Below are 22,267 nucleotides of genomic sequence, written 5' to 3' on the forward strand. Positions count from 1 at the left end.
GCGTCAGGTCGACGTCAGGTCGATGTCAGTCGCACCGGCGACGGTGATCAGGTGAACATCACCGCCGATCTCGGACTGCGCTACCTGCGCGGCGATCACGTCTTCGCCCAGCTGATCCGCTTCGCCCTGGTCGGCGGCGCCAGCAATATCACCTACCTCGTCCTGTTCCTGATCCTGAACAGCGCCGGTCCCCTGATCGCCAATATCGCCGGTTCGATCCTCAGCACCGTGATCGCCAACGAACTCCACCGCCACCTCACCTTCCGCGCCGCCGGCCGCGTCACCTGGTTCACCGCCCAATGGGAAGGCGGCGGACTGGCCGTGATCGGCCTCCTGATCAGCACGGCCGCCCTGGCCGCCCTCGACTCCTACGCACCCGGCCTGAGCCCCCTCGCCCGCGCGGCCGCCGTCATCGCCCTCACCGCGGGCATCGGTGCCCTGCGCTTCCTGGCCCTGCGCGGCTTCGTCTTCGGATCACCGTCTACCGGATCCCCCACGGAGCTCGAGGCACATTCCACGGAATCCGAAGACGCCCTTCGGTATTCGCGGCCGGGCGGCGACATGCGGCCGGCCTTTCCGATCGGCCCGATAATGGCCTGAACCTGCCGAACCGTCCCGGTCGTCGGCTTTCAGGCGCGGGTGAGTTCGGCTCGGGTGGCGGTGAGCATGGTGGTGATGGCGGCGGGGAGGGCTTGGGCGGGGTCGGGGGCGAAGCGGGGGGAGTGGTTGGAGGGGAAGCGGGGTGGGAGGGCGCCCTCGGTGAGCATGTAGGCCTGGTCCTCCTCGGTGAAGCGGGCGGGGTCTATGCCGCCGATGTGCCAGAAGACGGAGGGCGCGTGGGCCGCGGTGCCGAAGGCGCCGAAATCCTCGCTGCCCGTGATGGGGTGGTCCATGGGCATGACGGGAAGGCCGGCGGCGGTGAGGGTGGCCAGGACCCGTTCGGTGTCGCCGGGGGTGTTCTCGGTGACCGGGAAATGGTCGTAGAACTCGACTTTCGGTTCCTGGAGTGCGCCGGCGGCGGCCGCCTCGGCCTCGGCCATGCGCTGGATGCCCTCGACCATGTGGTTGCGCGAACTGTCGGTGAAGGTGCGCAGGCTGAGCAGGACCTCGGAGGTGTCCGCGATGATGTTGGGGCGGGTGCCCGCGTGCAGGGCGCCGGCGGTGAGGACCGGGCCGGCGGCGGTGGCGGCCTGGCGGGCGGTGAGCGATTGCAGCCGCACCACCAGGGAGGCCGCCATGAGCAGCGGGTCGATAGCCGTGTGCGGCTGGGAAGCGTGGCCGCCCTTGCCCAGGAAGGTGATCCGGACCGAGTCGGAGGCGGCCATCAGGGTGCCGGGCCGGCTCAGGATGATGCCCGCGGGCAGCGGGCTCACATGCTGGCCGAGCACGATGCGCGGATGGGGAAAGCGTTCCAGCAGACCGTCATTGATCATGCCCTGCGCGCCCGCACCGGTCTCCTCGGCGGGCTGGAACAGCGCCACCACCGTGCCGGGCAATGGATTCGCCGACAGTTCCGCGCAGGTGCCGAGCAGTGCCGTGACGTGCACGTCGTGGCCGCACGCGTGCATGACGCCGGGGATCGTGGAGGCGTAGTCGAGCCCGGTCTCCTCCTGCACCGGCAGCGCGTCCATATCCGCGCGCAGCCACACCACCGGCCCGGGACCACTCCGCAGCACGCCGACAACGCCGGTGCCACCGACGTTCTCGGTCACCTCCCAGCCGGGCAGGCCGCGCAGCTCATCGGCCACCAGGCCGGCGGTGGCGTGCTCCTGGCCCGACAGCTCCGGGTGGGCGTGCAGATGGCGGTAGACCTGCTGCCAGTGCTCGGTCATGTGAGACTCTCCTTCGTCGGGGCGGTCGCCGAGACGCGGCGGGCCAGCGTCGCTCGGAACGCGTCGGCGGTTTGCGGGACCACGGCCGCCGCCAGCAACGCCAGCAGCGGTCCGAGGGCCATGGCTTCGAAAGCCGTTGTGTACGAGACGTGATCGGTGATGGCACCGAAGGCGAGCGGGCTCACCACACCCGCCAGCTGCCCGCCGAAGATGATCACCCCGGTGGCCGCGCCGATATAGGCGCTCGGCAGCGACCGCAGCGGCACCGAGAACGCGGGCATGTAGGCCATCCCGGCCACCAGGCTCATCGCCGTGCCCAGCAGGACGAACAGCGGGAAGGACTCGGCGCGCGGCAGGGCGAACAGCATAGCGGCGGTGAAGGCCATGGCCGGCACCACGATCACCCGCGGCCGCCCGCCGATCCGATCGGAGAGCCGGGCGCCCAGCACCACCCCGGCCGCCGCGGCCAGCGTGGTCGGCACCGCGGCGATGGCAATGCCGCCCATGGAGATTCCGCGCTGCTCGTGCAGGAAGGTCGGCGTCCAGGCGGTGACGCCCCACACCAGCACGTCGTAGCCGAAGAAGATGACCGCGAAGCCGATCAGTGCGGGCGAGAGCAGCACGGCGCGGCGTTCGGCCCTCGTGCCGGCGTTCGCGACCGGAATCTCGTCCTGCACCAGCGGTTCCGGCATCCATCGACGCCACGCCAGGATGACCGCCACCCCCAGCACCGAGATGACCCCGAACATCACCCGCCACCCGACCGTGGGCAGCATGACCCCCGCGATCACCGCCGCCAGCAGCAGGCCGGCCGCGTTCGAGGAGTTCGTCCAGCCCGCCGCGGTCGTCCGCTGCTCGGGCAGAGTGCGTTCCGCCAGCGCCTTGATGGCGGCCGCCGGAAAAACACCCTGCACCAAGCCGAACAGGAACCGGATGCCCAGCAGGACCGCGAAAGACCAGGCGACCGCGGTCAATCCGGTGAAGATCGACCAGGCCGTGAGACCTGCGATGCCGACCTTCAAGGCCCCGAACCGATCCGCCAGCAAACCTCCGGGAACCTGGATGAGCGCGTACGCGATGAAGAACACCGACACCAGCAGACCCTGTTGCGTGTGGTCGAGACCCAGGTCCTCGCCGATCGAGGGCAACGCGAAATTGATCACGGTCCGATCGATGTAATCGACCACCCACGCCGCGAACAGCAGCATGATGGTTATCCGGGTGGTGCGTGGCATCCAGGCCCCTTCAAAAGCGGGAGTAGTGGCTGGGTGCCACGTTCGTGCCGATGCCCGAGCATACGGCGCGATTGCCGAGAGCCGCCATGTGAGGCGGTGACGCGCTGATCGCGCGATTGGTGAACGCCCTGCAATTGGCCGGACGGGGTTCGAGAGGCGCGAGTCACTGCCCGCGCCCGTGGCGTGCGGCGCGGCGCTGGGCGTGTCGTAGTCTCGCGTCCGATGAGGGACATGACTATTCACGGGTATGCGGCCGACGGGTACGGGCGGGTCGCGGACGCCTTCCGGCGCAACTTCCAGCACGGGGAGATCGGCGCGGCCGTGGCGGTGTTCGATGGGGACACGCCCGTGGTGGACCTCTGGGGCGGCTGGCGGGATGCGGTCCGGCGGCTGCCGTGGGAGCGGGACACCATTGCCCCGGTGTTCTCGTCGACCAAAGGTGTTGCGGCGCTGACGCTTGCCATGCTGGTGTCGCGCGGGCAGCTGGACTACGACGAGCCGGTGGCGCGCTACTGGCCCGAATTCGCGGCGCGTGGCAAGGCCGAGGTCACCGTCCGGCAGCTGATCGATCACCAGGTGGGCCTCCACATTCTGCGCGATACCCGGATGACCCTGGCCGATCTGTTCGATCTCGATAGCGTCGCCGGCGTCCTGGCGGCGCAGCGGCCGGGGTGGACGCCGGGCACACGGCAGGGCTATCACCCGGTCAGTATCGGGCTGTACATCAATGAGCTGGTGCGCCGCGCCGATCCGGCCGGGCGCAGCATCCGGCGGTTCATCGCCGAGGAGATCTCCGGGCCGCTGGGCGTCGATTTCACGATCGGGCTGGATGCGGATCTCGGGGGTGAGCGAATCGCCCGGCTGGTCCGCACCTCCGGGCTGGACCTGCGCCACGAGCGGAATCTGCCCTGGAATCAGGCGGTTCCGGCGCTGCTGCGCCGGGGCCCGCTCTTCCGGGCGCTGACGGTTCCGGACCTGGGCATGCCCGAGGATTTCGTGCGACCCGAGATCATGTCGGTGGAGCTGCCGGGCAGCAATGGCGTCGGCTCGGCGTGCGGCCTGGCGCGGATCTATGCGGCCGGACTGTCCGGTGAGCTGCCGATCGCGGACGATGTGCGGGCCCGCATCGCCGGCCCGGGACCGGTGCCCGCGCCCGATGCCGTGCTGAAGACCACGACCCGATTCCACCTCGGATTCCGGAAGTCGTGTCCGACCTTCCCGTTCGGTTCGTCCGGTCACCGCGCCTACGGCACGCCCGGTATGGGCGGTTCGCTCGGTTTCGCCGATCCGGAAACCGGGCTCTCCTTCGCCTATGTTCCCAACCGCCTCGGGCTCACCCTCAATGGCGACCGGCGTTGCCTCCGCCTGGCCCGCGCGGCCTTCGGGAAGGCGACACGCCGATCGGGTCCGCGCACTGAACCCCGGCAGCCCGCCGATCGTTGACTGGATAGACCGGCCCCACGCCGGTAGCCATCCAGATGCGGTCCGGTTCTCCCCCTGCGTCCGGACCGGGACCCCGCCGAGGCATCCCCGGCGGGGTCTTTGTGTGGCTAATTACGCTGTGCAACAGCATGTTCCGGCTCGTTTGTGACTTGGGACACGTTGATCGGGCTCGCTCCAACTGGATACCTTGTGTGCGATGTATCGCGGACAAGGCACTGTGAAACGGGGGATCGTGTTCGAGAGAAAACCCGAATTCCGAACCGTGGCCGACCTCATCGCCGAGCGGATCGCGGCACACACCGACCACGTCTTCGGCGTGGGCGGCGCCAATATCGAGGACCTCTACGACGCCCTCCACCGGCACCCCGGCCTCACCGGCATCATCGCCAAACACGAATTCGGTGCGGCCACCATGGCGGACGGCTACGCCCGCGCCACCACCCGCCTCGGCGTGGTGGCGGCCACCTCCGGCGGCGGCGCCATGAATCTCCTCGCCGCCCTGACCGAATCCTTCGACTCCCGGGTCCCGATCCTGGCTTTGGTCGGCCAGCCCCCGACCACCCTCGAGGGTCGCGGCGCCTTCCAGGACGCCAGCGGCCACCCCGGCCGCCTCGACGCCGAGCGCATCTTCACCGCGGTCTCCCGCCACTGCGTCAAAATCACTCGGCCCCAGGACATCTCCGCCGAACTCGACCGTGCCATCGCGGCAGCACTGTCCGGCGGCCCGGCAGTCCTGCTGCTTCCCAAGGACATTCAAGCCACCCTGATCTCGAGCGGCTCCACCCTGGCGGCCGGCCTGCGATACGAGCCCGCGCACGGGGGCCGGGACGAGCCGATTGCGAGCGCGGAGGAAACGCCGGCGGACATCGCGGCGCTGCTTGCCGATGTGCCTGCCGGAAGCCGGGTGGTCGTCATCGCCGGACCCGAGGTCGCGGCGGCCGATGCGCGAGCCGAGCTGGCGGAGGTGGTGCGGGTGCTGGATGCGGCGGTGCTGGTCACCCCGGATGCCAAGGATGCCTTCTCGAATCGGGATGACCGCTTCGCCGGGGTCGTCGGGGTCATGGGGCACCCCCATGCCGCCGGGCTCGTCGCGGCGGCGGAGCTGTGCCTGCTGGTGGGGGCGCCGCTGTCGATGACCGCACGGGCCGGATTGGATGCGGCGCTGGCCGCCTGTCCGCGCGTGGTGTATCTGGGAGCGGAACAGCCGTTCGTGCCGGTCCATGCCGAGGCGCGGGGGCCGCTGGGTGCTTCCCTGAGCGAACTGCGTGCCTCCTTGGCGGAATCAGCCGCCCTGCCCGCTCTCCCGGCGCTGCCCGGTGACACGGCGGCCGCCTCGGAATCGATTGGTGTGCAATCGAATCCAGGTGCGCCGCACGAGCTTGCCGTCCCGCCCGCGTCCGGGCCGGGTGTGCGATATCGCCCGGCCGTCGCGGCCATCGAGGCGGCGCTGGAGCCCGGCACCGATGTGGTCGCGGATGCCGGGAACACCGGCGCCGCGGTCGTGCACTACCTGCGGGTCCCCGAGGACGGGCGGTTCCTCATCGCGCTCGGCATGGGCGGGATGGGGTACTCGTTCGGGGCGGGGATCGGGTGTGCGCTGGGGCGGGGGCGGCGGGCCGTGGTGATCGCCGGGGACGGCGCGTATTTCATGCACGGCCACGAGGTGCACACGGCTGTCGAGTACCAGGTGCCGGTGACCTTCGTGGTGTTCAACAACAACGCGCACGCCATGTGCGTGACGCGGGAGCAGGTCTTCTACTCCGGCGAGTACAGCTTCAACCGGTTCCGCGCGGCGGAGATCGGGGCCGGTGTCGCGGCCATGTTTCCCGAACTGCCCGCCTGGACCGCGCGCACGCTGTCCGACTTCGAGAACGCACTGGACAAGACGCGGGCCACGCCGGGGCCCGCGTTCATCGAACTGCAGTGTGACCCAGACGAAATCCCACCGTTCGCCCCCTTCCTGAAGGAGTCCCTCGCATGACCGAGACCGCCACCGACGCGCCGATCGAAGTCCCGGAGCTGGATATCCCGGGCGTGTACCGCATCGAGACCATGGCCCTCAAGGAGGGCATGCCGCTGGTGCTCGACATGACCCGCGCCGTGTACCCGCACGACGAGATCTACGGGGAGTACTGCACCGTCACCGAATTCATCGCCGCCCCGCCGGACGAGGTGTACGGATACCTGGCCGACACTCGCAGCCTGTGCGAATGGACCTACAGCATGCGGGGTTTCGAGCGCACCGCCGATCCCGAGATCTGGGTGTCGGATGACCGGATCGGCTCGCACACCCGCATCTACACCCGTACGGTCGCCAACCCCGACGCCCGCACCGTGGACTACCACTGCGCCTGGGACCAGGCTGACCACCTGTGGATGATCTACCTGATGCGGGTCGTGGACGCGCAACTCGTGCTGAACAAGCCGGGATCCGTTGTCACCTGGACCAATTGCCGCCACCCGTTCTACGAGGACAACGGCTATCCCGAGACCGAGCCGGAGGGCCGCCCGGTCTGGGTGGGCGACTTCTGGCACCTCTTCGCCGCCGGGCACCTGCTGGAACTGCGCAATCTCAAAGCGATCTGCGAACACCGGCACGCCGCCGGACAGCCGATCAAGCCGGAATGGATGGCCTGACCATGAGTACTGTCAGCCTGCTCGACGTCGCCGGATACCTGCCCGAGAATATCGTCCCCGCAGACTATTTCGCGCAGTACGCGGATCCGGACGAGGTCACCTCGAACATCATGTTCAAGGCCCCCAAGTTCCGCCACCACGTCGCGCCGGGTGAGACGCCCGCCGACATGGCCGAGCGCGCCGTGGCCCCGATCCTCGCCCGGCAGGGCCGGGATGCGGTGCGCGACATCGATGTTCTCATCGTGCACACCCAGCTGCCGGACATCGGCATCGTGGGCAGCGGTGGCGACGTGGCCGCCCGTCTGGGCATCGCGCCGGAGTGGCTGATCGACCTGCACAACGGCGGCTGCGCGTCCTTCGTCTACGGCATGAAACTGGCCCGCCAGATCCTGCTCTCCTCCGCCGCCCGCTCCGCCCTGGTGGTGACCATCCAGAATGTCGCGGGCCAGGTCTTCACCCAGGAGCAGGTGCGTGGCAAGGCGCAGGCCGCGATTCCGGGCGACGGCGCGGGCGCGGGACTGCTGGTGAAGTCCGGCGTTTCGCCGATCCTGGATATCGAGACCCGGCACCTGCCGGAGTTCGCCGGGCAGATGACCGTCATCGCCGACCCGCCGCGCCGCTACTGGGAGGCCGGATCCGGCCAGATGCACGTGGGTTTCACCGAATCCAAGATCGCCAAGGTGCTGCAGCGCGGCAACCGGCTGGTGCCCGAGGTGGCGAACGCGGTGTGCGGTCGCATCGGGGTGTCCGCGCAGGAGCTGGATCTGCTGGTCACCAATCAGCCCAACCGCGCCTTTCTGCGCAACTGGCGCGATGCCCTCCAGCTGCCGCCCGAACGGCACCCGGACACCTTCGAGGACTGCGGAAACCTGTTCGGCGCGGGCATTCCCGTCACCTTCGACCGGGCGGTCGACGAGGGCCGGGTACCGGCCGGGTCGCTGGTGATGTTCGCGGGCTTCGCGCACGCGGGTGATTTCGCCGGGGCCGCCGCCGTCCGCTGGGGCGGGCGCTGAGGGGCCGGCCGCGATGAGTCCGCTGATCACGGCCGGACATCGGCTGCAGCTCAACGAGATTCCCTACGGACCGCCGCCCTCGGTCCAGCAGGCGCTGAGCGCCGCCCTGGCCTCGGCCAATCGCTATCCGGAATTCCTGCCGCAGCGGCTGCCACGGCTGATCGCCGCCCGGCTCGGCTGCGACCCCGATCGCATCGTGGTGGGCGCGGGTGCGACCGGCGTGATCATGCACATCGTCCAGGAATTCGGTTCCGGCGCAGCCGAAGTCGTCATGGCGACGCCCACCTTCGACGGGTTCCCCATCCTGACCAGCATGGCGGGCGGGCGGCCCGTCACGGTGCCGCTCACCGGCGCGGGCCGCCAGGACCTGGCGGCGCTGGCCGCGGCGGTGACCGAGCGGACCCGGCTGCTGGTGGTCTGCAGCCCGCACAATCCGACCGGAACCCTGGTGCCGGCAGGGGAATTCGAGGACTTCCTGCACGAGATCCCGGCGGCGGTCACCGTCGTCCTGGACGAGGCCTACGTGGATTTCGTCGCCGAGGCGGACCGCATCGATGTCTTCGCCCTGCTGGACCGGCACCCGAATCTGCTCGTGCTGCGCACCTTTTCGAAGGCCTACGGCCTCGCGGCCCTGCGGGTCGGCTACGCGCTCGGTGCACCGGAGCTCATCGAGCGCATCGCCCGCTGGCAGCTGCCGTTCGGCATGACCGCGCTGGCCGAGGTGGCGGTGCGGGCCTGCTACGAGGCGGAGGACGAGATCGCGGCCCGGGTGGCGGTGCTGGGCGAGCATCGCGCTCATCTCACCGCCGGGCTGCGCGAGCTCGGCCTGTGCGTTCCCGACAGCTACGCCAACTTCTCCTACCTCACCCTGTCCGGCGCCGAGGCCGATCGGGTGGCAACCGCATTGGCGGGCGCGGACATCCACGTCAAGACCTATCCCACCGGTATCCGCATCACGGTCGGCGATCGCGCGGCCACCGACGCCGTGCTCGCCACGGTCCGCAGTACAGTGCAGTAATGCACGAACATCCGCCTTCCGCACCCGACGGGCAACGGGCCGGAGCGGACGAGGAGATCGACTACGCACTGCTGTCGCTCAATGCCCAGCTGTGCTTCGCGCTGTACTCCACGTCGCGATCCATGACCGCCGCCTACCGGCCGTTCCTGGACGACATGAACCTGACCTACCCGCAGTACCTGGTGCTGCTGGCGCTGTGGGAACGGCCCGGCATCACCATGAAGGACCTCGGTGAACAGGTGCATCTCGACTACGGCACGCTCTCGCCCCTGGTCCAGCGACTGCAGTCGCGCGGCCTGGTCGAGAGTGTCCGCAGCGCCACCGACGGCCGGGCGGTGGTGCTGCACGCCACCGACGCCAGCCGGGACCTCCAGCACGGCGCACAACAGATGATCCGCACCGTGGTGGACCTGGTCGGCGTCCCGATCGAGGACATCGAGACGCTGCGCGACCAGGTCAAGGCCCTGGGCGCCCGCCTCGACGCGGCCGCCGCAGCCGCCCGCGCCCGCTGACCGCGGATCCCTGGACCGCCGACCCCGCCCGGTCACCACGCCGGTGATCGGCGACGGGTACCCGGGCAGTGTTTCCGGTCACGCGAATTTGGCCAGTGCGTCCGCCACGATGGCGTCCAGCCGGGCGTGGTGCGCGCCCTTCCAGTAGGTCTGGCCGCAGTCGACGCACTGGGCGAAGGAGTCGTAGGTCTGGCCCGTGTTGTCGGGCAGGTGGTCGCGGACGGTCTCGCGGTCGGCGGGCCGCAGCGTGCCGTTGCAGGAGGTGCAGCGGGTCCACGGGGCCAGGCGCGGGGCGAAGCGGGACAGCACGTCGTCCAGCTGCTCCGCCGGTTGATGACTGTAAACGTAAGCGCCGGAATAGATTTCGCGGCGGCGCAGCAGGCCGCGATCGCGGGAGAGCAACACCCGGTGCTCGGCCGCGGAGCGCGCTGCCAGCGCGGCGTCGCCGATATCCGGATTCTCGTATGCCGCATCGATTCCCAGCAGGCGCAGCCGCCGGGCCAGGGTGCCCAGGTGGATGTCGAGCAGGAAGCGCAGCGGTTCGGGGCTGATCTGCGGACGGGCCACCGCCGCCACCGTGACGCTCTCGCCGCCGCGTGGAATGTGACCGGCCGCAACCGGTTCCCCGTTCACCAGCAGGGCGCCCACCTCGGTGAGCGGCACACCCGATGACTCCACCACATGCCCCAGCGTCGAGGTGCCGTCCACCCGGACCGGCGAGCCGTCGCGCTGACCGACGAACACGCGCAGCTCGGGCGCGAACTCGACGGTGATTTCCCCTGCGTTCACCAGCCCAGGATCCCAGAAACCGGGCACCGGCGAGCAACTCCATTTCGATCCCGCCCGGCCGGCCGGGCGGCGTGGAAAGTGAAGTGGAGACCGCGCTGCTCGGGCCCAATGGGGCGGGGAAGACGACCACCGTGCGCATGCTGGCCGCACTGCTGCGGCCGACCCGCGGCACGGCAACGGTTTTCGGCCGCGACGTGGCCGGGCAGGCGACGGCGGTGCGGTCGATGATCGGGCTCACCGGGCGGTACGCGGCCGTGGACGAGAACCGCACCGCCGGGGAGAACCTGCGACTGTTCGCGCGGCTGCCCGGGCTGAGCCAGCGGGCGGCACAGGATCGGGCGGCGGAACTGCTGGCGGAGTTCGACCGGCGCTGACCCGGACCGCTTCCCGACCCGCGCCGCGCTGCGGGATCGGGTCATCGACGAATTCGCAGCCTGGGGACTCACGCCGAAGTTTTGGGAATAAGTGTCTGTGCACATATTAAGAAATCGACCTTCTGGATGACAGTCCGGGTTGCCTGCTGATAGATATATGCGTGCAACTCTATCCAGGAGGGCTTTGTGCGCACTCTCGCCGGCATCCTCGGCACGCTCGCGATCATGGGTTCCAGCGTGGGCGCGGCCACCGCTGAACCAGCGGGCAGCACGCCGCTCGACACCCTCGAGGCGTGTCCCGCAGCCTCTCGCGCCGACCCGCCGGTGCTGTTGATCCACGGCACGCATGCCGACGTGGACACCAGCCTCGGACCGGTGCGGCAGGCGCTGCTCGACGACGGCCGCTGCGTGTACGGCCTCGACTACGACTCCGACGAGTCGCTGCCGACGTCGGTGGACTACTTCACCGCCGCCGTGGACCGGATTATCGCGGTGAATCAGGCGAATTCCCTTGATCTGGTCGGCAAGTCACAGGGCGCGTTGATCGCCAGAGCCGTCAGTCTGCAGTTCGTCGGCCGCGCCGTGAATCCGGTCCGGACCGTCGTCGCGGTGAGCGGACCCCAGCACGGCACGAGCATCGCGGGCATCCGGCTGCCGGCTCTTTCCAGCGGTTCCACTGTGCCGCAGGGGCTTCCGTTCCTGTCACCGGCGATGTTCGACATGCTGGCCGGTTCGCCGTACTTGGCCGGGCTGAACAGCGGTCCGCCGGTCGCACCCGGCGTCCGCTATGTCATGACCGCGACCGCGTACGACGAGATCGTCACCCCGTACGCCACGGCGTTCATCGACGCACCCGGCGTCACCAACATCCTGGTCCAGGACGGTTGCTCCGAGGACCACACCGGCCATCTGGCCGGCTCCACCGATCCCCGCACGGTCGACCTGGTGCTGCACGCGCTCGACCCCGACCGCCATCCGACCGTCCGCTGCGTGACGAACGACAACCGAAAGTAGCCGTACCGATGCCGCATTCGAACGTGTACCGCGATGTCGGCGGATCCGTGAGCCGGCGCGCCTTCGGCCTCGGCCTGCTGGGTGGCGCGGCCTTGGCGGCGGTGTCGGCCGTGACTCCCACGGCGCTGGCCGATCCGGCCGCCGGTACGTATCGTCTCACCGCCGACCAGGCATTCCGCACCGCGGACCAGGAGTTCTTCGGCGTCAACGGCGCTCGCATCATCTCCGCCGAGAATGCCCGGCAGTGGCATGATCCCGCCTTCCACGATGCCCTCGCGGCGGTCGGGCCCGGCCTGATCCGGGTGCAGGGCGGCACCACCTCGCAGTGGATCGATTGGCGCACCGGGCTTTTCGACGAACGGGAGAGCGGCGGCTTCGCCGGGCGCAATGACGACAGGCCGCCGCTGACGCTGTCGGACTGGGCCGGAATTCTCCGGCGTACCGGCGCGACACCGGTTTTCGACCTGAATGTGGTCACCTCGACCCTGGACGATCAACTCGACATGCTGCGCGAGGCGCGTCGGCTGGGCCTGCCCGTTCGGTATGTCGAGCTCGGCAATGAGCTCTGGGCGCCGATGGCGGCGTACACCGCGGCCTATCCCACCGGCGCGGACTACGGGCGAGCCATGAACGTCTGGATCACCGCCCTCCGGCGTGAGTTCCCGGACGTTCGTATCGGCGTCTCCGCCGTCGACGATTCCTCGCCCCTTCTCAGCGCCCTGCCGCGGCTGGCCACCTGGAATCGCGGGCTGTACGACACGATTCGCGACGCCGACGCCGCGGTCTTCCATCCGTACTGGATCGTCGATCCGGTCGCGGCCGACATCGCCTCCACGGCCGGTGGCGGCGCGGTGACCTGGAACGCGCTCGCCGAGCAGGTGCTGCGCGACCTGCCGGCGGGCATGCGCGCCTGGGTCACCGAATACAACCAGATGGGCAAGGAGGCGACTCCGCCGCTGGACCGCCTGCCCGCCGTCCAGCAGACCTGGGCCGTCGGCCTCGGCGTCGCCTCCTTCACGCTGCGGGCCCTGCTCGACCCGCGCATGGAGCTGGCGGTCGTGCACTGCGCATTGAACGGCGCCCCGACCACCACGACCGGAGGCGGCGGCACCACCAATCAGGCTGTGCACGCTCTCATCTCGGACGGTTCCGGCGGCTCGCAGCTGTACGGCCGCACCGCGCTGAACTGGGCGCTCACTCCGATCTACCGTTCGATGGCGGACGTCACCACGGTCCGTGCCCTCCACCTCGACCAGGCCGTACGGACTCCCGCGGCGCTCATCTCCCCGCCCTACGCCGGTGCCGCCGAGGCATTCACGGGCGCGGAGTTGGTGACCGGTGGCCGAGTCGCCGCGATCCTGATCAACACTTCCGACCGGCCCCTGCGAATCACGCTGCCGCCCAGCGTGACCGGTGCGCAGGACGTGACCGTCTATACGGCAACCCCGACCGCTGCCCCGGCCTTCGTCCGCGGCGACACCGTCTCCGAAACCCGCGCAACGGTTTCCGGCACCATCGACCTGCCCGCGTACTCGGAGGCAGTGCTCCACCGCGGGTGAGCCCCCGAGGTGAGGTTGCCGGCCGCGGCTACTCGACGGGGCGATTTTCGAAGTCGGCGAGGGTGACTTCGAGCCAGCCGATATAGGCGGCGGTCGAGGCGCGGCCCTGGTCGTGGGCGGCTCGCATGACCTGCCCGGCCCAGCCGGGATCGATGGCGTCGATGGGTGCGAGCGCACCGGTCAGCTCATCGATGCGGGTGGGCGTGCGCACCTGCTCGCGGCGGTAGTCCAGTTCGGTGCGCAGGACCTCGATGGCGAGCTCGCGGCCGAGGGCTCCGGCCAGCAGGAATCGCATCATGAAGTCGGGATCCATGGGCCGGGGCGCGGGCTGGTAGGGGGAGTGGGCCCAGTCCAGCAGGGTCTGCCGGCCGCCGCCGGTGAGCCGGTAGACCTTGGCATCCGGCTTGCCCTCTCGGGCCTCGACCTCGAACTCGACCAACCCGCGCTCGACCAGCTTGCCCAGTGTGCGGTACACCTGCGGCAGGGTCACCCGGTAGCCGACGAACCGGCCGGGCCCATCCATCCATTTGCCGAGGTCGTAGCCCGACAGCGGGCGCAGTGCCAGCAGGCCGAGGATCAGGGTGTCGAGCATGAACCCACCCTATGTGCTCGCGCACCTAGGGCCTCGAGGCGGCGGGCGGCGCGGGCGGATTTCTGTTGACGAGCGGCCAACATAGGCGTAACTATGGGAAACAGATACATAGGTCACTTCCCGAGAGGCTCTGACAATGTCGTCAGCATCCGTGACGGCCGACGACCCTGCGGTCGCATTCGCCCGGCAGTACGCCGAGAAGCTCATGCTGCTCTCGCAGGGCTCGGTCGACAAGAATTTCGATCCGTTCACCGATATCGACTGGGATCACCCCGATTTCGTGGTGACGACCGACGACAAGCGGTGGATCCTGCCGGTTTCGGGCGACATGTTCGCCCGGCATCCGTGGTATCAGGCGCAGTCCGAGGCGCGCAAGATCGCCATCGGGCTGTGGCGCCAGGCCAATATCGCCAAGGTGGGGCTGCAGTTCGAGACGCTGCTCATCGGCGGCATGGTGCAGCACACCTTCAAACTGCCCAATGGCTCACCGGAGTTCCGGTACTGCACCCACGAGGTCATCGAGGAGTGCAACCACACCCTGATGTTCCAGGAGATGGTGAATCGCATCGGGATCGACGTGCCGGGCATGAGTCCGATCCTCAAGCAGCTCACCCATCTGGTGCCGCCGCTCGCCTCGGTCTTCCCGAACCTGTTCTTCATGGCGGTGCTCTCCGGTGAGGAGCCGATCGACCACATCCAGAAGGCGATTCTGCGCGCGGGCGAGGACATTCATCCGATCATGCGCGGTGTCATGGCGATCCACATCGCCGAGGAGGCCCGGCACATCTCCTTCGCCCACGAGTTCCTGGAACATCATGTGCCGCAGACGAACCCGATCGACAGGTTCGTGCTGTCGCTGGCCTTCCCGATCGTCCTGTGGATCGGCGGCCGGGCCATCCTCGTTCCGCCGCGCGCGTTCTTCCGGGAATTCGGGATTCCGCGCTCGGTCCGCAAGGACGTCTTCTTCGGGCTGCCCGACTCCAAGGAGGCCTTCGCGGGCTTCTTCGGTGACGTGCGGTCGCTGGCCAAGAAGATCGGGCTGATGAATCCGGTCGCCAAGCAGGTGTGGAAGGCGCTGGGCATCGACGGCGCGACCACTCGCTACCGATCGGAACCGGATCGCCCGGGCCAGGTCCGCGCGGCCTGACCGGGGTGACGGGCGTGACCGGGGACTTTGGTCCCCACCCGCCCGCGACAGTAGACGTTACCGTAAATAACATGTAATACTCGGTGCGTCCGGACGCCGGTGTCCGGGCGCGACGAGAAGCGAGAACCTCAATGACGCGGCATGTCGACGTACTGATCATCGGGGCGGGTCTGTCCGGAATCGGCATGGCCTGCCATCTGACCCGCGAGCAGACCGGGCGCAGCTACCTGATCCTGGAGCGCCGGACCGCCATCGGCGGGACCTGGGACCTGTTCAAGTACCCCGGCATCCGCTCCGACTCGGACATGTACACCTTCGGCTACGGCTTCCGGCCCTGGCACGGCACCAAGGTGCTCGCCGACGGACCGCACATCCGCCAGTACATCGAGGACACCGCCGCCGAATACGGCGTCACCGACCACATTCGCTTCGGTCGCAAGGTCACCAAGACCGCCTGGTCCAGCGACGAGGGCCGCTGGACCGTCGAGGTGCTCGACGAGCGCACCGGCAAGACCGAGACCTACACCAGCAACTTCCTGGTCGGCTGCACCGGCTACTACGACTACGACAGGGGCTACCGGCCGCAGTTCCCCGGCGAGCAGAACTTCGGCGGGCAGATCGTGCACCCGCAGCACTGGCCCGAGGACCTCGACTACCGCGGTAAGCGCGTGATCGTGATCGGCAGCGGCGCGACCGCCATCACGCTCATCCCGGCCATGAGCACTGACGCCGCGCACGTCACCATGCTGCAGCGCTCGCCCACCTACATCGCCGCGCTGCCCGCCGACGACCCGGTCGCGGTCGGCTTCAAGTTCGCGAGAGTGCCTGCCGCCATTGCCTACCGGGCCGGCCGGGCGCGCAATATCGCGCTGCAGCGGGCCAGCTACCAGCTCTCGCGCACCAACCCCAAGCTGTCGGCCAAGCTCATGCTGGCCGCGGTGCGCGCGCAGGTCGGGCCCGACATCGACATGAAGCACTTCACCCCCAGCTACAACCCGTGGGACCAGCGCCTGTGCGTGGTGCCCAACGGCGATCTGTTCCGGGTGCTGCGCAAGGGCGAGGCGTCCATCGTCACCGACACCATCGAGACCTTCACCGAGAAGGGCATCCGCTTGTCCTCGGGTGAGGAGCTCGAGGCCGACATCATCATCAGTGCAACGGGTCTCACCGTGCAGATGCTCGGCGGCGCGGAGCTGGAGGTGGACGGCGAGGCGCTCGCCACCCGGGATCTGGTGGCCTACAAGGGCGCACTGCTCGGCACCGTCCCGAACATGATGGTGATCCTCGGCTACACCAACGCCTCCTGGACCCTCAAGGCCGATCTGGCCGCCGAATACTTCTGCCGCCTGCTGAACCACATGCGCGACAATGGATTCACCGAGGCCGTCGCCATCCCCGAGGAGGGCGACCGTTCCGAGGCGTCCCTCATGGGCGGCGCCCTGACCTCCGGCTACATCCAGCGCGGCGACGGCGTCATGCCCCGCCAGGGCACCCGCGGCCCCTGGCAGGTCATCAACAACTACTTCCGCGACCGCGCCATGCTCCGCAAGGCCCCGCTGGAGGACGGCGTCCTGCGCTTCCGCCGCAGCACCCGGCAGTCCACCCCGAACCCCGCCGAATCCCGTTCCGCCTGACCCTTTCCCGCGCCGCCGGATTCACGATCAAGCCAGTGATCCGGCCGCTGGCCCTTTCGGCACCGCCGACGGGATCGCAGGATGGTGGCATGATCACCACTCCGCCTTCGTTCCCGGCCATGGTGCGCGAGGAGTTCGCGCCCACGACGACCTACCTGAATGCGGCCAGTTACGGCCTGCTGCCGAAATCGGTTGTGGCGGAGGTGATCGCGGCCGAGGAACAGCGCATGCGCGGCGAGTTCGACATCCCCGGCGTGGACGCGCATGTCGACGCGTGCCGGGCCGCGTTCGGACGGCTCACCGGGTTCGAGGCGGCCCAGGTGGCGGCCGGCGCGCAGGTCTCGCAACTGGTCGGGCTGGTGGCGCAGAGCCTCCGGCCGGGCGCGAACGTGCTGGTGCCCGAGCACGAATTCAATTCGGTGCTCTGGCCTTTCCTGGTCCGAACCGACGTGAACGTGCGGGTCGTGCCGCTGGCGGACCTGCCGGACGCGATCCGGCCCGGCGACGATGTGGTGGCCGCCGCCCTGGTGCAGTCCGCCGACGGTGCGGTGCTGGATGTGGCGGCGACCGTGGCCGCCGCCCGTGCCCACGGCACGCGGGTGCTCTTCGACGTGAGCCAGGCCGCCGGCTGGCTGCCGGTGCGCGACACCGGGGCCGATTGGATCGTGAGTGTCGGCTACAAGTGGCTGCTCGGCCCGAAGGGCACCGCGTTCCTCGCGGGAACGCCTGCGGCACTGGATGATCTGAGCCCGCTCGCCGCCGGCTGGTACGCGGGGTACAACCCCTGGGAGACCGTCTACGACGGCCCGTTGCGGCTGGCGGAGGACGCGCGCCGGTTCGATGTCGGGCCGGTGTGGCCCGCGTGGATCGGGCAGCGGCGGAGCCTGGAGTTGATCGAAGGGGTTGGTATCGACGCCATTCACCGGCACGATGTGGCGCTGGCGGACCGGCTGCGCAAGGGACTCGGCCTGCCCGAGGGCAATTCGGCGATCGTATCGATCGAGGTGCCGGAGCAGACCCTGGAGCGGGTGCGCGAGGCGCGTATCGTCGGCGCCCTGCGGGCCGGGCGACTGCGGCTGGCCTGCCACTTCTACAACACCGAGGCGGACATCGACCGGGCGCTCGAGGTGCTGGCCGGGTAGGCCGGAGGTCAGATCGGCTGGAAGCCGCTGCCGACGCCCTTGCCGGCGTCGACGGCGGCACGGACGGTGTCGAAGGCTACGGCGATGACCGGTGTGTGGACCGGGTTGTCGGCGTTGGTGCAGCTGAAGTGGATGACGCGGGTGTCGCTGATCAAGGGGGCGGAGACCATGCCGACGAGTTGGTCGCCGCTGGTGACGGGGCCGCCGGAGTCGCCGTAGCTGGAGCAGGCCTGTTCGAGGAAGCCGACGGGGCTGGAGGCCAAGACGACGCCGCAGGCGTGGCCACTGGTGCGGCCGTTCTGGCAGACGATGCTCAGCGCCGGTGGTGCGGGGGCGAGGGTGGTGATGGTGCTGCCGTTGACGGCGCGCAGCGGAGTGACCACGGACGGATCGAATTCGATGACGGCATAGTCGAGTTGCTCGTCGGCGTCCCGGACCACGCCGACCACTCCGGCATCGGGGAACTGCTCACCGCGCACCGGGGTCCCCTCCTCGGCGCAGTGGCCGGCGGTGAAGCCGACCAGTCGCCCGGCCGCGTCGTAGCCGATGGTGGTCAGGCTGCATTTGGTGGCGCGGCCCAGGACCAGACCGGACCCGCCGCCGAGCGCGGCTTGCGTGTCACCGGGATCGGCGTGGGCGGCGGGTGCGGCGGACAGCCCCAGCGTCACGCCCACCGCGACCGGTGCGAGCCAGCGGTTCACCTGCATGCCTACCACCTATCCGACTCGACGCGTACGACTTCCGGCTTTCGCTACACGGTAGCCTCCGGGGTCAGCGCAGCCAGATCGGACGCTGTGCGGCGAATGGATCGGACTGGACGTGCGGAGCATCGGACCAGATCATGGTCTCGCGCCGGTCGAGAGTGTAGCGGGGCCAGCCGCCACCCGGGTCCGCGTTGCTGACGAACGACACCCACGCCCGGTGCACGGCATCGGCCAGCGATTGCGGCGGATTGTCGCCCGCCACCGCGGTCACGCCCGGCGCCCCCAGCAGGTCGAAGGCGAACGGCACGTCGAGGCAATGGAACGACATGCCTTGGTACTTGGGCGCATTCGAGGCCCACGTGAACTCGTAGAGCCAGGTCGGCTGGTTGCGCCCGGCCCGCATCTCGGCCAGCCGGTAGGACGGCATGCGAATGACGGCGTCGCTCTGCGCCTGTCCCGCAAGCTGATTCGCGTTCATCCCCGGGTAGGCGAGGCCGAACGCGGCGGTGGTGGCGGCGCCGAAACCGAGCGCGCCCAGCGCCGACGGCAGCGTGGCGTCGGTGACCGGCGGCTGTTCGCCGCTGAGCGAGGCGCCGTTGAACTCCTGCGCGGTGAAGCCGATCATGAGCGGAATATCCTGGTCCGCACCGGATTTCAGGATCTCGGCGCTGGTCGCGGGGATCAGGGTGCCGTCCGCCCAGGGGGCCAGGCCGAGCAGGGTGGCGGCGGTGCTGTCCGGACCGGGTGCGCGCAGCATGTCCTCCATGTCCTGCAACCGCACCTTGCTGACGTCGCGCAGCGCGGCGGCGGTGGCGGGCATGCCGGTGCGCTTGGTGAACAGCTCGGACATGGCCAGCGCGGTGGCGTGATCATTGGGCTGCGTTACCGCACCGGACTCCGAAATGCCCGCGCGGAAAAGGCCTTTCGCGGACGGGGTGTTCATCAGCGCCCACACCGCGCCGCCGCCGGCCGACTGGCCCGCGATGGTCACCCGGGCCGGGTCGCCGCCGAACGCGCCGATATTGTCGCGGACCCAGGTGAGCGCCGCGATCCAGTCCAGAACCCCGCGGTTGTCGGGGGCGTCGTCCAGATGCAGGAAGCCCTCGATGCCGAGCCGATAGCCGGCCGACACCAGCACCACGCCGTCGCGATTGAAGGCCGCGCCGTCGTACCACGGGCTGGCGGGGCTGCCCGCCACGAAGCCGCCGCCGTGAATCCACACCAGCACCGGCAGTTTCGCGGTCCGGTCCGGGTTCGGGGTGAAGACGTTCACGGTGAGGATGCCGTCGCCGGGGATGGAGGGCTCCGGGATGGCGGTCACCTCCGACAGCTGCTTGATCTGCGCGGTGGGGCCGTACTTCGTGCAGTCGCGGGTCTCCACCCAGGGGACCGGGGTCTTGGGCGCGGCGAAGCGCAGATCGCCGATCGGCGGCTGGGCGAAGGGGATGCCGAGGAAGGCGACGCCGGTGTCGCGGCGCTCGCCGCGGACGGGCCCGGAGGTGGTGGTGACGGTGTCGGCCACGTGTGTCCGGTCCGATCCGGAGTTCCCGCTCGAGCAGGCCGCGGTCAGGGCCAGTGCCCCCGCCCCGAGCAGGAGGGTCCGTCGTCCGATCTGTTCCGTGGCCATGCCAACCTCTGATCCACATTTACGTCAACACTTGAAATAATTAACCGACACCCTAGTCTCAACCGCGTGGATCCCGCACCCCCGCCCACCGATGCCGCCGCCATCCGCCGCCGCAATCTGGGCCTGGTCCTGCGTCACCTCGCCGACCACGGTCCCTGCCCCCGCACCGAGGTGGCCGCCGCCACCGGACTCGCCCACGGTTCCGTCACCGCCCTCGTCGCCGATCTCACCGACCGCGGCCTGCTCCGCGAGGACGACGTGCTCCGCTCCGGCACCCGCGGCCGCCCGGGCCGGCCGCTCCGCCTCGAACCGCGCCGCGCCGCGGTGTCCGCGATCCAGATCACCTCCGAACATCTCCGTGTCGCCGTCTCCGATCTCGCGGGCGGCGTCGTGCACCGCGAGGTCGTGCCGCACGATCTGGCCCCCGGAACGCCCGAGGCCATGGCAGACGCCGTCGCAGCCGTCATCGCCCGCATCGGGACGTCCTTACCCGGATTCGCCGCCGCCGAAACGGATTCGGACCCGTACCCCGCGCCGGTGCTCGCCCGGGTCGTGATCGCCATGGCCGGACCCGTGCGCGACGACGCGGCGCAAACCGTCGTGGTAGCACCGGATTTCGGTTGGATGGAACCCGTGCGCCTGCGTGCTCTGGTGGCCGCCCGGCTGCCCGCGCCTGCCGTCACTATCGACGTGGTCAATGACGCGAACGCGGCCGCCCTGGCCGAATTCCATGCCCTGCAGCATGATTCGCGCGGTCTGGTCCTGATCGAGGCCGGCACCGGGATCGGCGGCGGCGTCGTCCTCGACGGCCGCATCCACACCGGCAGCCACGGCATCGCCGGCGAACCCGGACACATCCCGGTCGCCATGGACGGCCCCGCCTGCGTCTGCGGCGCTCGCGGCTGCCTGGTCTGCTTCGCGGGCCCGGAGGCGGTGTTCGAGGCCGCCGGACTCGGGGAACTGTTGCGTCGCAAGGGTTCGCCGCCCGCTCAGGCTGAACTGCTGGGCCTGCTGAGCCGGGCCGACACGCGCGCGGTGGCCGCGCTCGACACCGCCGCCCGGGCCCTCGGTACCGCGATCCTGTCCATCACGGCACTCCTCGACGCCGACGAAGTGGTCCTGGGCGGCCTGCTGAGCGACTGGTTCCGCTGGCTGATCCCGGCCATCGAGTCCCGCCTCGCCGGTCGCCGGGCACTCGCGCCCGCCCTGGCCCTGCGCGTCACCCCGGCGGCCCTCGGCGAGAATGGGATTCTCACCGGCGCCCTCGGCTTCGCCCGCCGCGCAGTACTTTCCGACCCCGCGGTGGTGCCGCCGCTGCCGGCGGCGGCCCGGGCGGGCGCCTGATCAGGCGGGGGCGGTCCCGAGGATCAGCCCGACCAGCACCACGCTGGTCGCGGCGGCGATCGAGCCGGTCGCCCAGCGGCTGAAATGCCGGTTGCCGGTACGGATATTCGTGACGGTCAGCGCCCGGAACTCCCCGAACCGGTTCTCGTGGCCGTCGGCGAACGCGGGATCCCCCAGGTGCAGGTCGGTGCCGAACAGCGGCAGGAAATGCAGAACCCAGTGGGCCCCTGCATCATCGGTGATCCCGACCCGCATCCCGAGGTACCGGCGTACCGGCGCGCAGCGCCCGGCCAGCCGGGCCAGGGGCCCGATCCGGGGCCGGGCCGCCAGGTGAACGAGCAGGGCGGTGACGGCCACCCCTCCCGCCGTCACCGCCATCGCCGCCCGCGAAAGCGGGAGCATTCCCTCGCCGACCAGCGCCACCGCGGTGCCCACGAACCACAGGGGCTGCAGCGCAGGCATTTCCATCGGTCGCGGCGGCGAGGTGATCGTGCCGATCAAACTGGACCTCCGATACCCGGCCATCGGCAGCGGCACCGCCGCGACCTGCCCGAGCGGCCGCCTGCAGCCCCGGCAGGCGCCGGCATCGTGCGCATTGGTCCAGCCGCAGCGCGAACATCGGAGGGTGGAATCGGTGGTCATGGAGATCTC

General features: G+C 69.8%; 20 protein-coding genes and 1 pseudogene. 14 read left to right on the forward strand and 7 right to left on the reverse strand.

Annotation, left to right across the window (positions count from 1 at the left end; translation table 11 throughout):
* Positions 1 to 51 precede the first annotated feature (51 nt).
* Positions 52 to 600 carry a GtrA family protein gene (locus ABZV44_RS26280; protein WP_354841442.1) on the forward strand — a complete coding sequence of 183 codons (549 nt, stop codon included), beginning with the start codon at positions 52 to 54 and terminating at the stop codon, positions 598 to 600.
* A 29-nt stretch (positions 601 to 629) separates the two neighbouring features.
* On the opposite strand, the gene ABZV44_RS26285 is transcribed toward ABZV44_RS26280, so the two are convergent.
* Positions 630 to 1,832: an amidohydrolase gene (locus tag ABZV44_RS26285; protein WP_354841445.1), complete on the reverse strand. Its 1,203-nt coding sequence runs from the start codon at positions 1,830 to 1,832 to the stop codon at positions 630 to 632.
* A complete protein-coding gene (locus tag ABZV44_RS26290; RefSeq protein WP_354841448.1) occupies positions 1,829 to 3,067 on the reverse strand; it encodes an MFS transporter in 1,239 nt (412 codons plus the stop codon). Before ABZV44_RS26290 ends, ABZV44_RS26285 begins: the two co-directional genes overlap by 4 nt.
* Positions 3,068 to 3,298: 231 nt before the next feature.
* On the opposite strand from ABZV44_RS26290, the gene ABZV44_RS26295 reads away from it, so the two are divergent.
* The 6 genes from ABZV44_RS26295 (at position 3,299) to ABZV44_RS26320 (ending at position 9,690) form a co-directional block, all read left to right on the forward strand.
* Positions 3,299 to 4,510 (forward strand): serine hydrolase domain-containing protein, encoded by a 1,212-nt coding sequence (locus ABZV44_RS26295; protein WP_354841451.1) that lies wholly within the window; start codon positions 3,299 to 3,301, stop codon positions 4,508 to 4,510.
* Between the two features lie 232 nt (positions 4,511 to 4,742).
* Positions 4,743 to 6,491, forward strand: a complete 1,749-nt coding sequence (locus ABZV44_RS26300; protein WP_354841454.1) for a thiamine pyrophosphate-binding protein — start codon at positions 4,743 to 4,745, stop codon at positions 6,489 to 6,491.
* Entirely contained in the window at positions 6,488 to 7,147 is a 660-nt protein-coding gene (locus ABZV44_RS26305) for an SRPBCC family protein (protein ID WP_354841457.1), read from the forward strand. Before ABZV44_RS26300 ends, ABZV44_RS26305 begins: the two co-directional genes overlap by 4 nt.
* Positions 7,148 to 7,149: 2 nt before the next feature.
* On the forward strand, positions 7,150 to 8,160 hold the full coding sequence (locus ABZV44_RS26310; RefSeq protein WP_354841460.1) for a 3-oxoacyl-[acyl-carrier-protein] synthase III C-terminal domain-containing protein: 1,011 nt from the start codon (positions 7,150 to 7,152) through the stop codon (positions 8,158 to 8,160).
* Between the two features lie 13 nt (positions 8,161 to 8,173).
* On the forward strand, positions 8,174 to 9,178 hold the full coding sequence (locus ABZV44_RS26315; RefSeq protein WP_354841462.1) for an aminotransferase class I/II-fold pyridoxal phosphate-dependent enzyme: 1,005 nt from the start codon (positions 8,174 to 8,176) through the stop codon (positions 9,176 to 9,178).
* On the forward strand, positions 9,178 to 9,690 hold the full coding sequence (locus ABZV44_RS26320; RefSeq protein ID WP_354841464.1) for a MarR family transcriptional regulator: 513 nt from the start codon (positions 9,178 to 9,180) through the stop codon (positions 9,688 to 9,690). The genes ABZV44_RS26315 and ABZV44_RS26320 overlap by 1 nt, the downstream gene beginning before the upstream one ends.
* A 78-nt stretch (positions 9,691 to 9,768) precedes the next feature.
* Here the strand turns inward: ABZV44_RS26320 and ABZV44_RS26325 are convergent, their stop codons facing one another.
* Positions 9,769 to 10,479, reverse strand: coding sequence for a Mut7-C RNAse domain-containing protein (locus tag ABZV44_RS26325; protein WP_354841467.1), 711 nt, complete (start codon positions 10,477 to 10,479; stop codon positions 9,769 to 9,771).
* Positions 10,480 to 10,577: 98 nt separating this feature from the next.
* On the opposite strand from ABZV44_RS26325, the pseudogene ABZV44_RS26330 reads away from it, so the two are divergent.
* The 3 genes and pseudogenes from ABZV44_RS26330 to ABZV44_RS26340 form a co-directional block, all read left to right on the forward strand.
* Positions 10,578 to 10,841, forward strand: a pseudogene (locus ABZV44_RS26330) (ATP-binding cassette domain-containing protein); the annotation flags it as partial.
* A gap of 198 nt (positions 10,842 to 11,039) precedes the next feature.
* Entirely contained in the window at positions 11,040 to 11,867 is an 828-nt protein-coding gene (locus tag ABZV44_RS26335) for a hypothetical protein (protein WP_354841470.1), read from the forward strand.
* Between the two features lie 8 nt (positions 11,868 to 11,875).
* Positions 11,876 to 13,426 carry a hypothetical protein gene (locus tag ABZV44_RS26340; RefSeq protein ID WP_354841473.1) on the forward strand — a complete coding sequence of 517 codons (1,551 nt, stop codon included), beginning with the start codon at positions 11,876 to 11,878 and terminating at the stop codon, positions 13,424 to 13,426.
* A gap of 28 nt (positions 13,427 to 13,454) precedes the next feature.
* Here the strand turns inward: ABZV44_RS26340 and ABZV44_RS26345 are convergent, their stop codons facing one another.
* Positions 13,455 to 14,018 (reverse strand): PadR family transcriptional regulator, encoded by a 564-nt coding sequence (locus ABZV44_RS26345; RefSeq protein WP_354841476.1) that lies wholly within the window; start codon positions 14,016 to 14,018, stop codon positions 13,455 to 13,457.
* Between the two features lie 136 nt (positions 14,019 to 14,154).
* Here ABZV44_RS26345 and ABZV44_RS26350 point away from each other — a divergent pair, with 136 nt between their 5' ends.
* The 3 genes from ABZV44_RS26350 to ABZV44_RS26360 all read left to right on the forward strand — a co-directional run bounded on the left by ABZV44_RS26350 (position 14,155) and on the right by ABZV44_RS26360 (position 17,941).
* On the forward strand, positions 14,155 to 15,165 hold the full coding sequence (locus ABZV44_RS26350; RefSeq protein WP_354841479.1) for a diiron oxygenase: 1,011 nt from the start codon (positions 14,155 to 14,157) through the stop codon (positions 15,163 to 15,165).
* 131 nt (positions 15,166 to 15,296) lie between these two features.
* The gene (locus ABZV44_RS26355; protein WP_354841482.1) at positions 15,297 to 16,799 is read left to right on the forward strand and encodes an NAD(P)/FAD-dependent oxidoreductase; all 1,503 of its coding nucleotides are present in this window, start codon (positions 15,297 to 15,299) and stop codon (positions 16,797 to 16,799) included.
* An 89-nt stretch (positions 16,800 to 16,888) separates the two neighbouring features.
* Positions 16,889 to 17,941 carry an aminotransferase class V-fold PLP-dependent enzyme gene (locus tag ABZV44_RS26360; RefSeq protein ID WP_354841485.1) on the forward strand — a complete coding sequence of 351 codons (1,053 nt, stop codon included), beginning with the start codon at positions 16,889 to 16,891 and terminating at the stop codon, positions 17,939 to 17,941.
* An 8-nt stretch (positions 17,942 to 17,949) separates the two neighbouring features.
* Here ABZV44_RS26360 and ABZV44_RS26365 read toward each other — a convergent pair whose 3' ends face one another.
* Positions 17,950 to 18,648 (reverse strand): hypothetical protein, encoded by a 699-nt coding sequence (locus ABZV44_RS26365; RefSeq protein ID WP_354841488.1) that lies wholly within the window; start codon positions 18,646 to 18,648, stop codon positions 17,950 to 17,952.
* Positions 18,649 to 18,712: 64 nt separating this feature from the next.
* The gene (locus ABZV44_RS26370) at positions 18,713 to 20,272 is read right to left on the reverse strand and encodes a carboxylesterase family protein (protein WP_354841491.1); all 1,560 of its coding nucleotides are present in this window, start codon (positions 20,270 to 20,272) and stop codon (positions 18,713 to 18,715) included.
* A gap of 66 nt (positions 20,273 to 20,338) precedes the next feature.
* Between ABZV44_RS26370 and ABZV44_RS26375 the strand changes: the two genes are divergently transcribed.
* On the forward strand, positions 20,339 to 21,616 hold the full coding sequence (locus tag ABZV44_RS26375; protein ID WP_354841494.1) for an ROK family transcriptional regulator: 1,278 nt from the start codon (positions 20,339 to 20,341) through the stop codon (positions 21,614 to 21,616).
* Here ABZV44_RS26375 and ABZV44_RS26380 read toward each other — a convergent pair whose 3' ends face one another.
* Positions 21,617 to 22,258, reverse strand: a complete 642-nt coding sequence (locus ABZV44_RS26380; RefSeq protein ID WP_354841497.1) for a hypothetical protein — start codon at positions 22,256 to 22,258, stop codon at positions 21,617 to 21,619.
* Between the last annotated feature and the right edge of the window lie 9 nt (positions 22,259 to 22,267).

This window comes from Nocardia sp. NPDC004860, from assembly GCF_040609015.1.
Classification (GTDB): Bacteria; Actinomycetota; Actinomycetes; order Mycobacteriales; family Mycobacteriaceae; genus Nocardia.

Excerpts from the sequence above, each read along its gene's own strand:
- ABZV44_RS26285 (WP_354841445.1), bottom strand. The coding sequence starts at position 1,832 with ATGACCGAGCACTGGCAGCAGGTCTACCGCCATCTGCACGCCCACCCG.
- ABZV44_RS26365 (WP_354841488.1), bottom strand. The coding sequence starts at position 18,648 with ATGCAGGTGAACCGCTGGCTCGCACCGGTCGCGGTGGGCGTGACGCTG.
- ABZV44_RS26350 (WP_354841479.1), top strand. The coding sequence starts at position 14,155 with ATGTCGTCAGCATCCGTGACGGCCGACGACCCTGCGGTCGCATTCGCC.
- ABZV44_RS26355 (WP_354841482.1), top strand. The coding sequence starts at position 15,297 with ATGACGCGGCATGTCGACGTACTGATCATCGGGGCGGGTCTGTCCGGA.
- ABZV44_RS26290 (WP_354841448.1), bottom strand. The coding sequence starts at position 3,067 with ATGCCACGCACCACCCGGATAACCATCATGCTGCTGTTCGCGGCGTGG.
- ABZV44_RS26370 (WP_354841491.1), bottom strand. The coding sequence starts at position 20,272 with ATGGCCACGGAACAGATCGGACGACGGACCCTCCTGCTCGGGGCGGGG.
- ABZV44_RS26305 (WP_354841457.1), top strand. The coding sequence starts at position 6,488 with ATGACCGAGACCGCCACCGACGCGCCGATCGAAGTCCCGGAGCTGGAT.
- ABZV44_RS26340 (WP_354841473.1), top strand. The coding sequence starts at position 11,876 with ATGCCGCATTCGAACGTGTACCGCGATGTCGGCGGATCCGTGAGCCGG.
- ABZV44_RS26345 (WP_354841476.1), bottom strand. The coding sequence starts at position 14,018 with ATGCTCGACACCCTGATCCTCGGCCTGCTGGCACTGCGCCCGCTGTCG.
- ABZV44_RS26320 (WP_354841464.1), top strand. The coding sequence starts at position 9,178 with ATGCACGAACATCCGCCTTCCGCACCCGACGGGCAACGGGCCGGAGCG.
- ABZV44_RS26295 (WP_354841451.1), top strand. The coding sequence starts at position 3,299 with ATGACTATTCACGGGTATGCGGCCGACGGGTACGGGCGGGTCGCGGAC.
- ABZV44_RS26310 (WP_354841460.1), top strand. The coding sequence starts at position 7,150 with ATGAGTACTGTCAGCCTGCTCGACGTCGCCGGATACCTGCCCGAGAAT.
- ABZV44_RS26315 (WP_354841462.1), top strand. The coding sequence starts at position 8,174 with ATGAGTCCGCTGATCACGGCCGGACATCGGCTGCAGCTCAACGAGATT.
- ABZV44_RS26360 (WP_354841485.1), top strand. The coding sequence starts at position 16,889 with ATGATCACCACTCCGCCTTCGTTCCCGGCCATGGTGCGCGAGGAGTTC.
- ABZV44_RS26380 (WP_354841497.1), bottom strand. The coding sequence starts at position 22,258 with ATGACCACCGATTCCACCCTCCGATGTTCGCGCTGCGGCTGGACCAAT.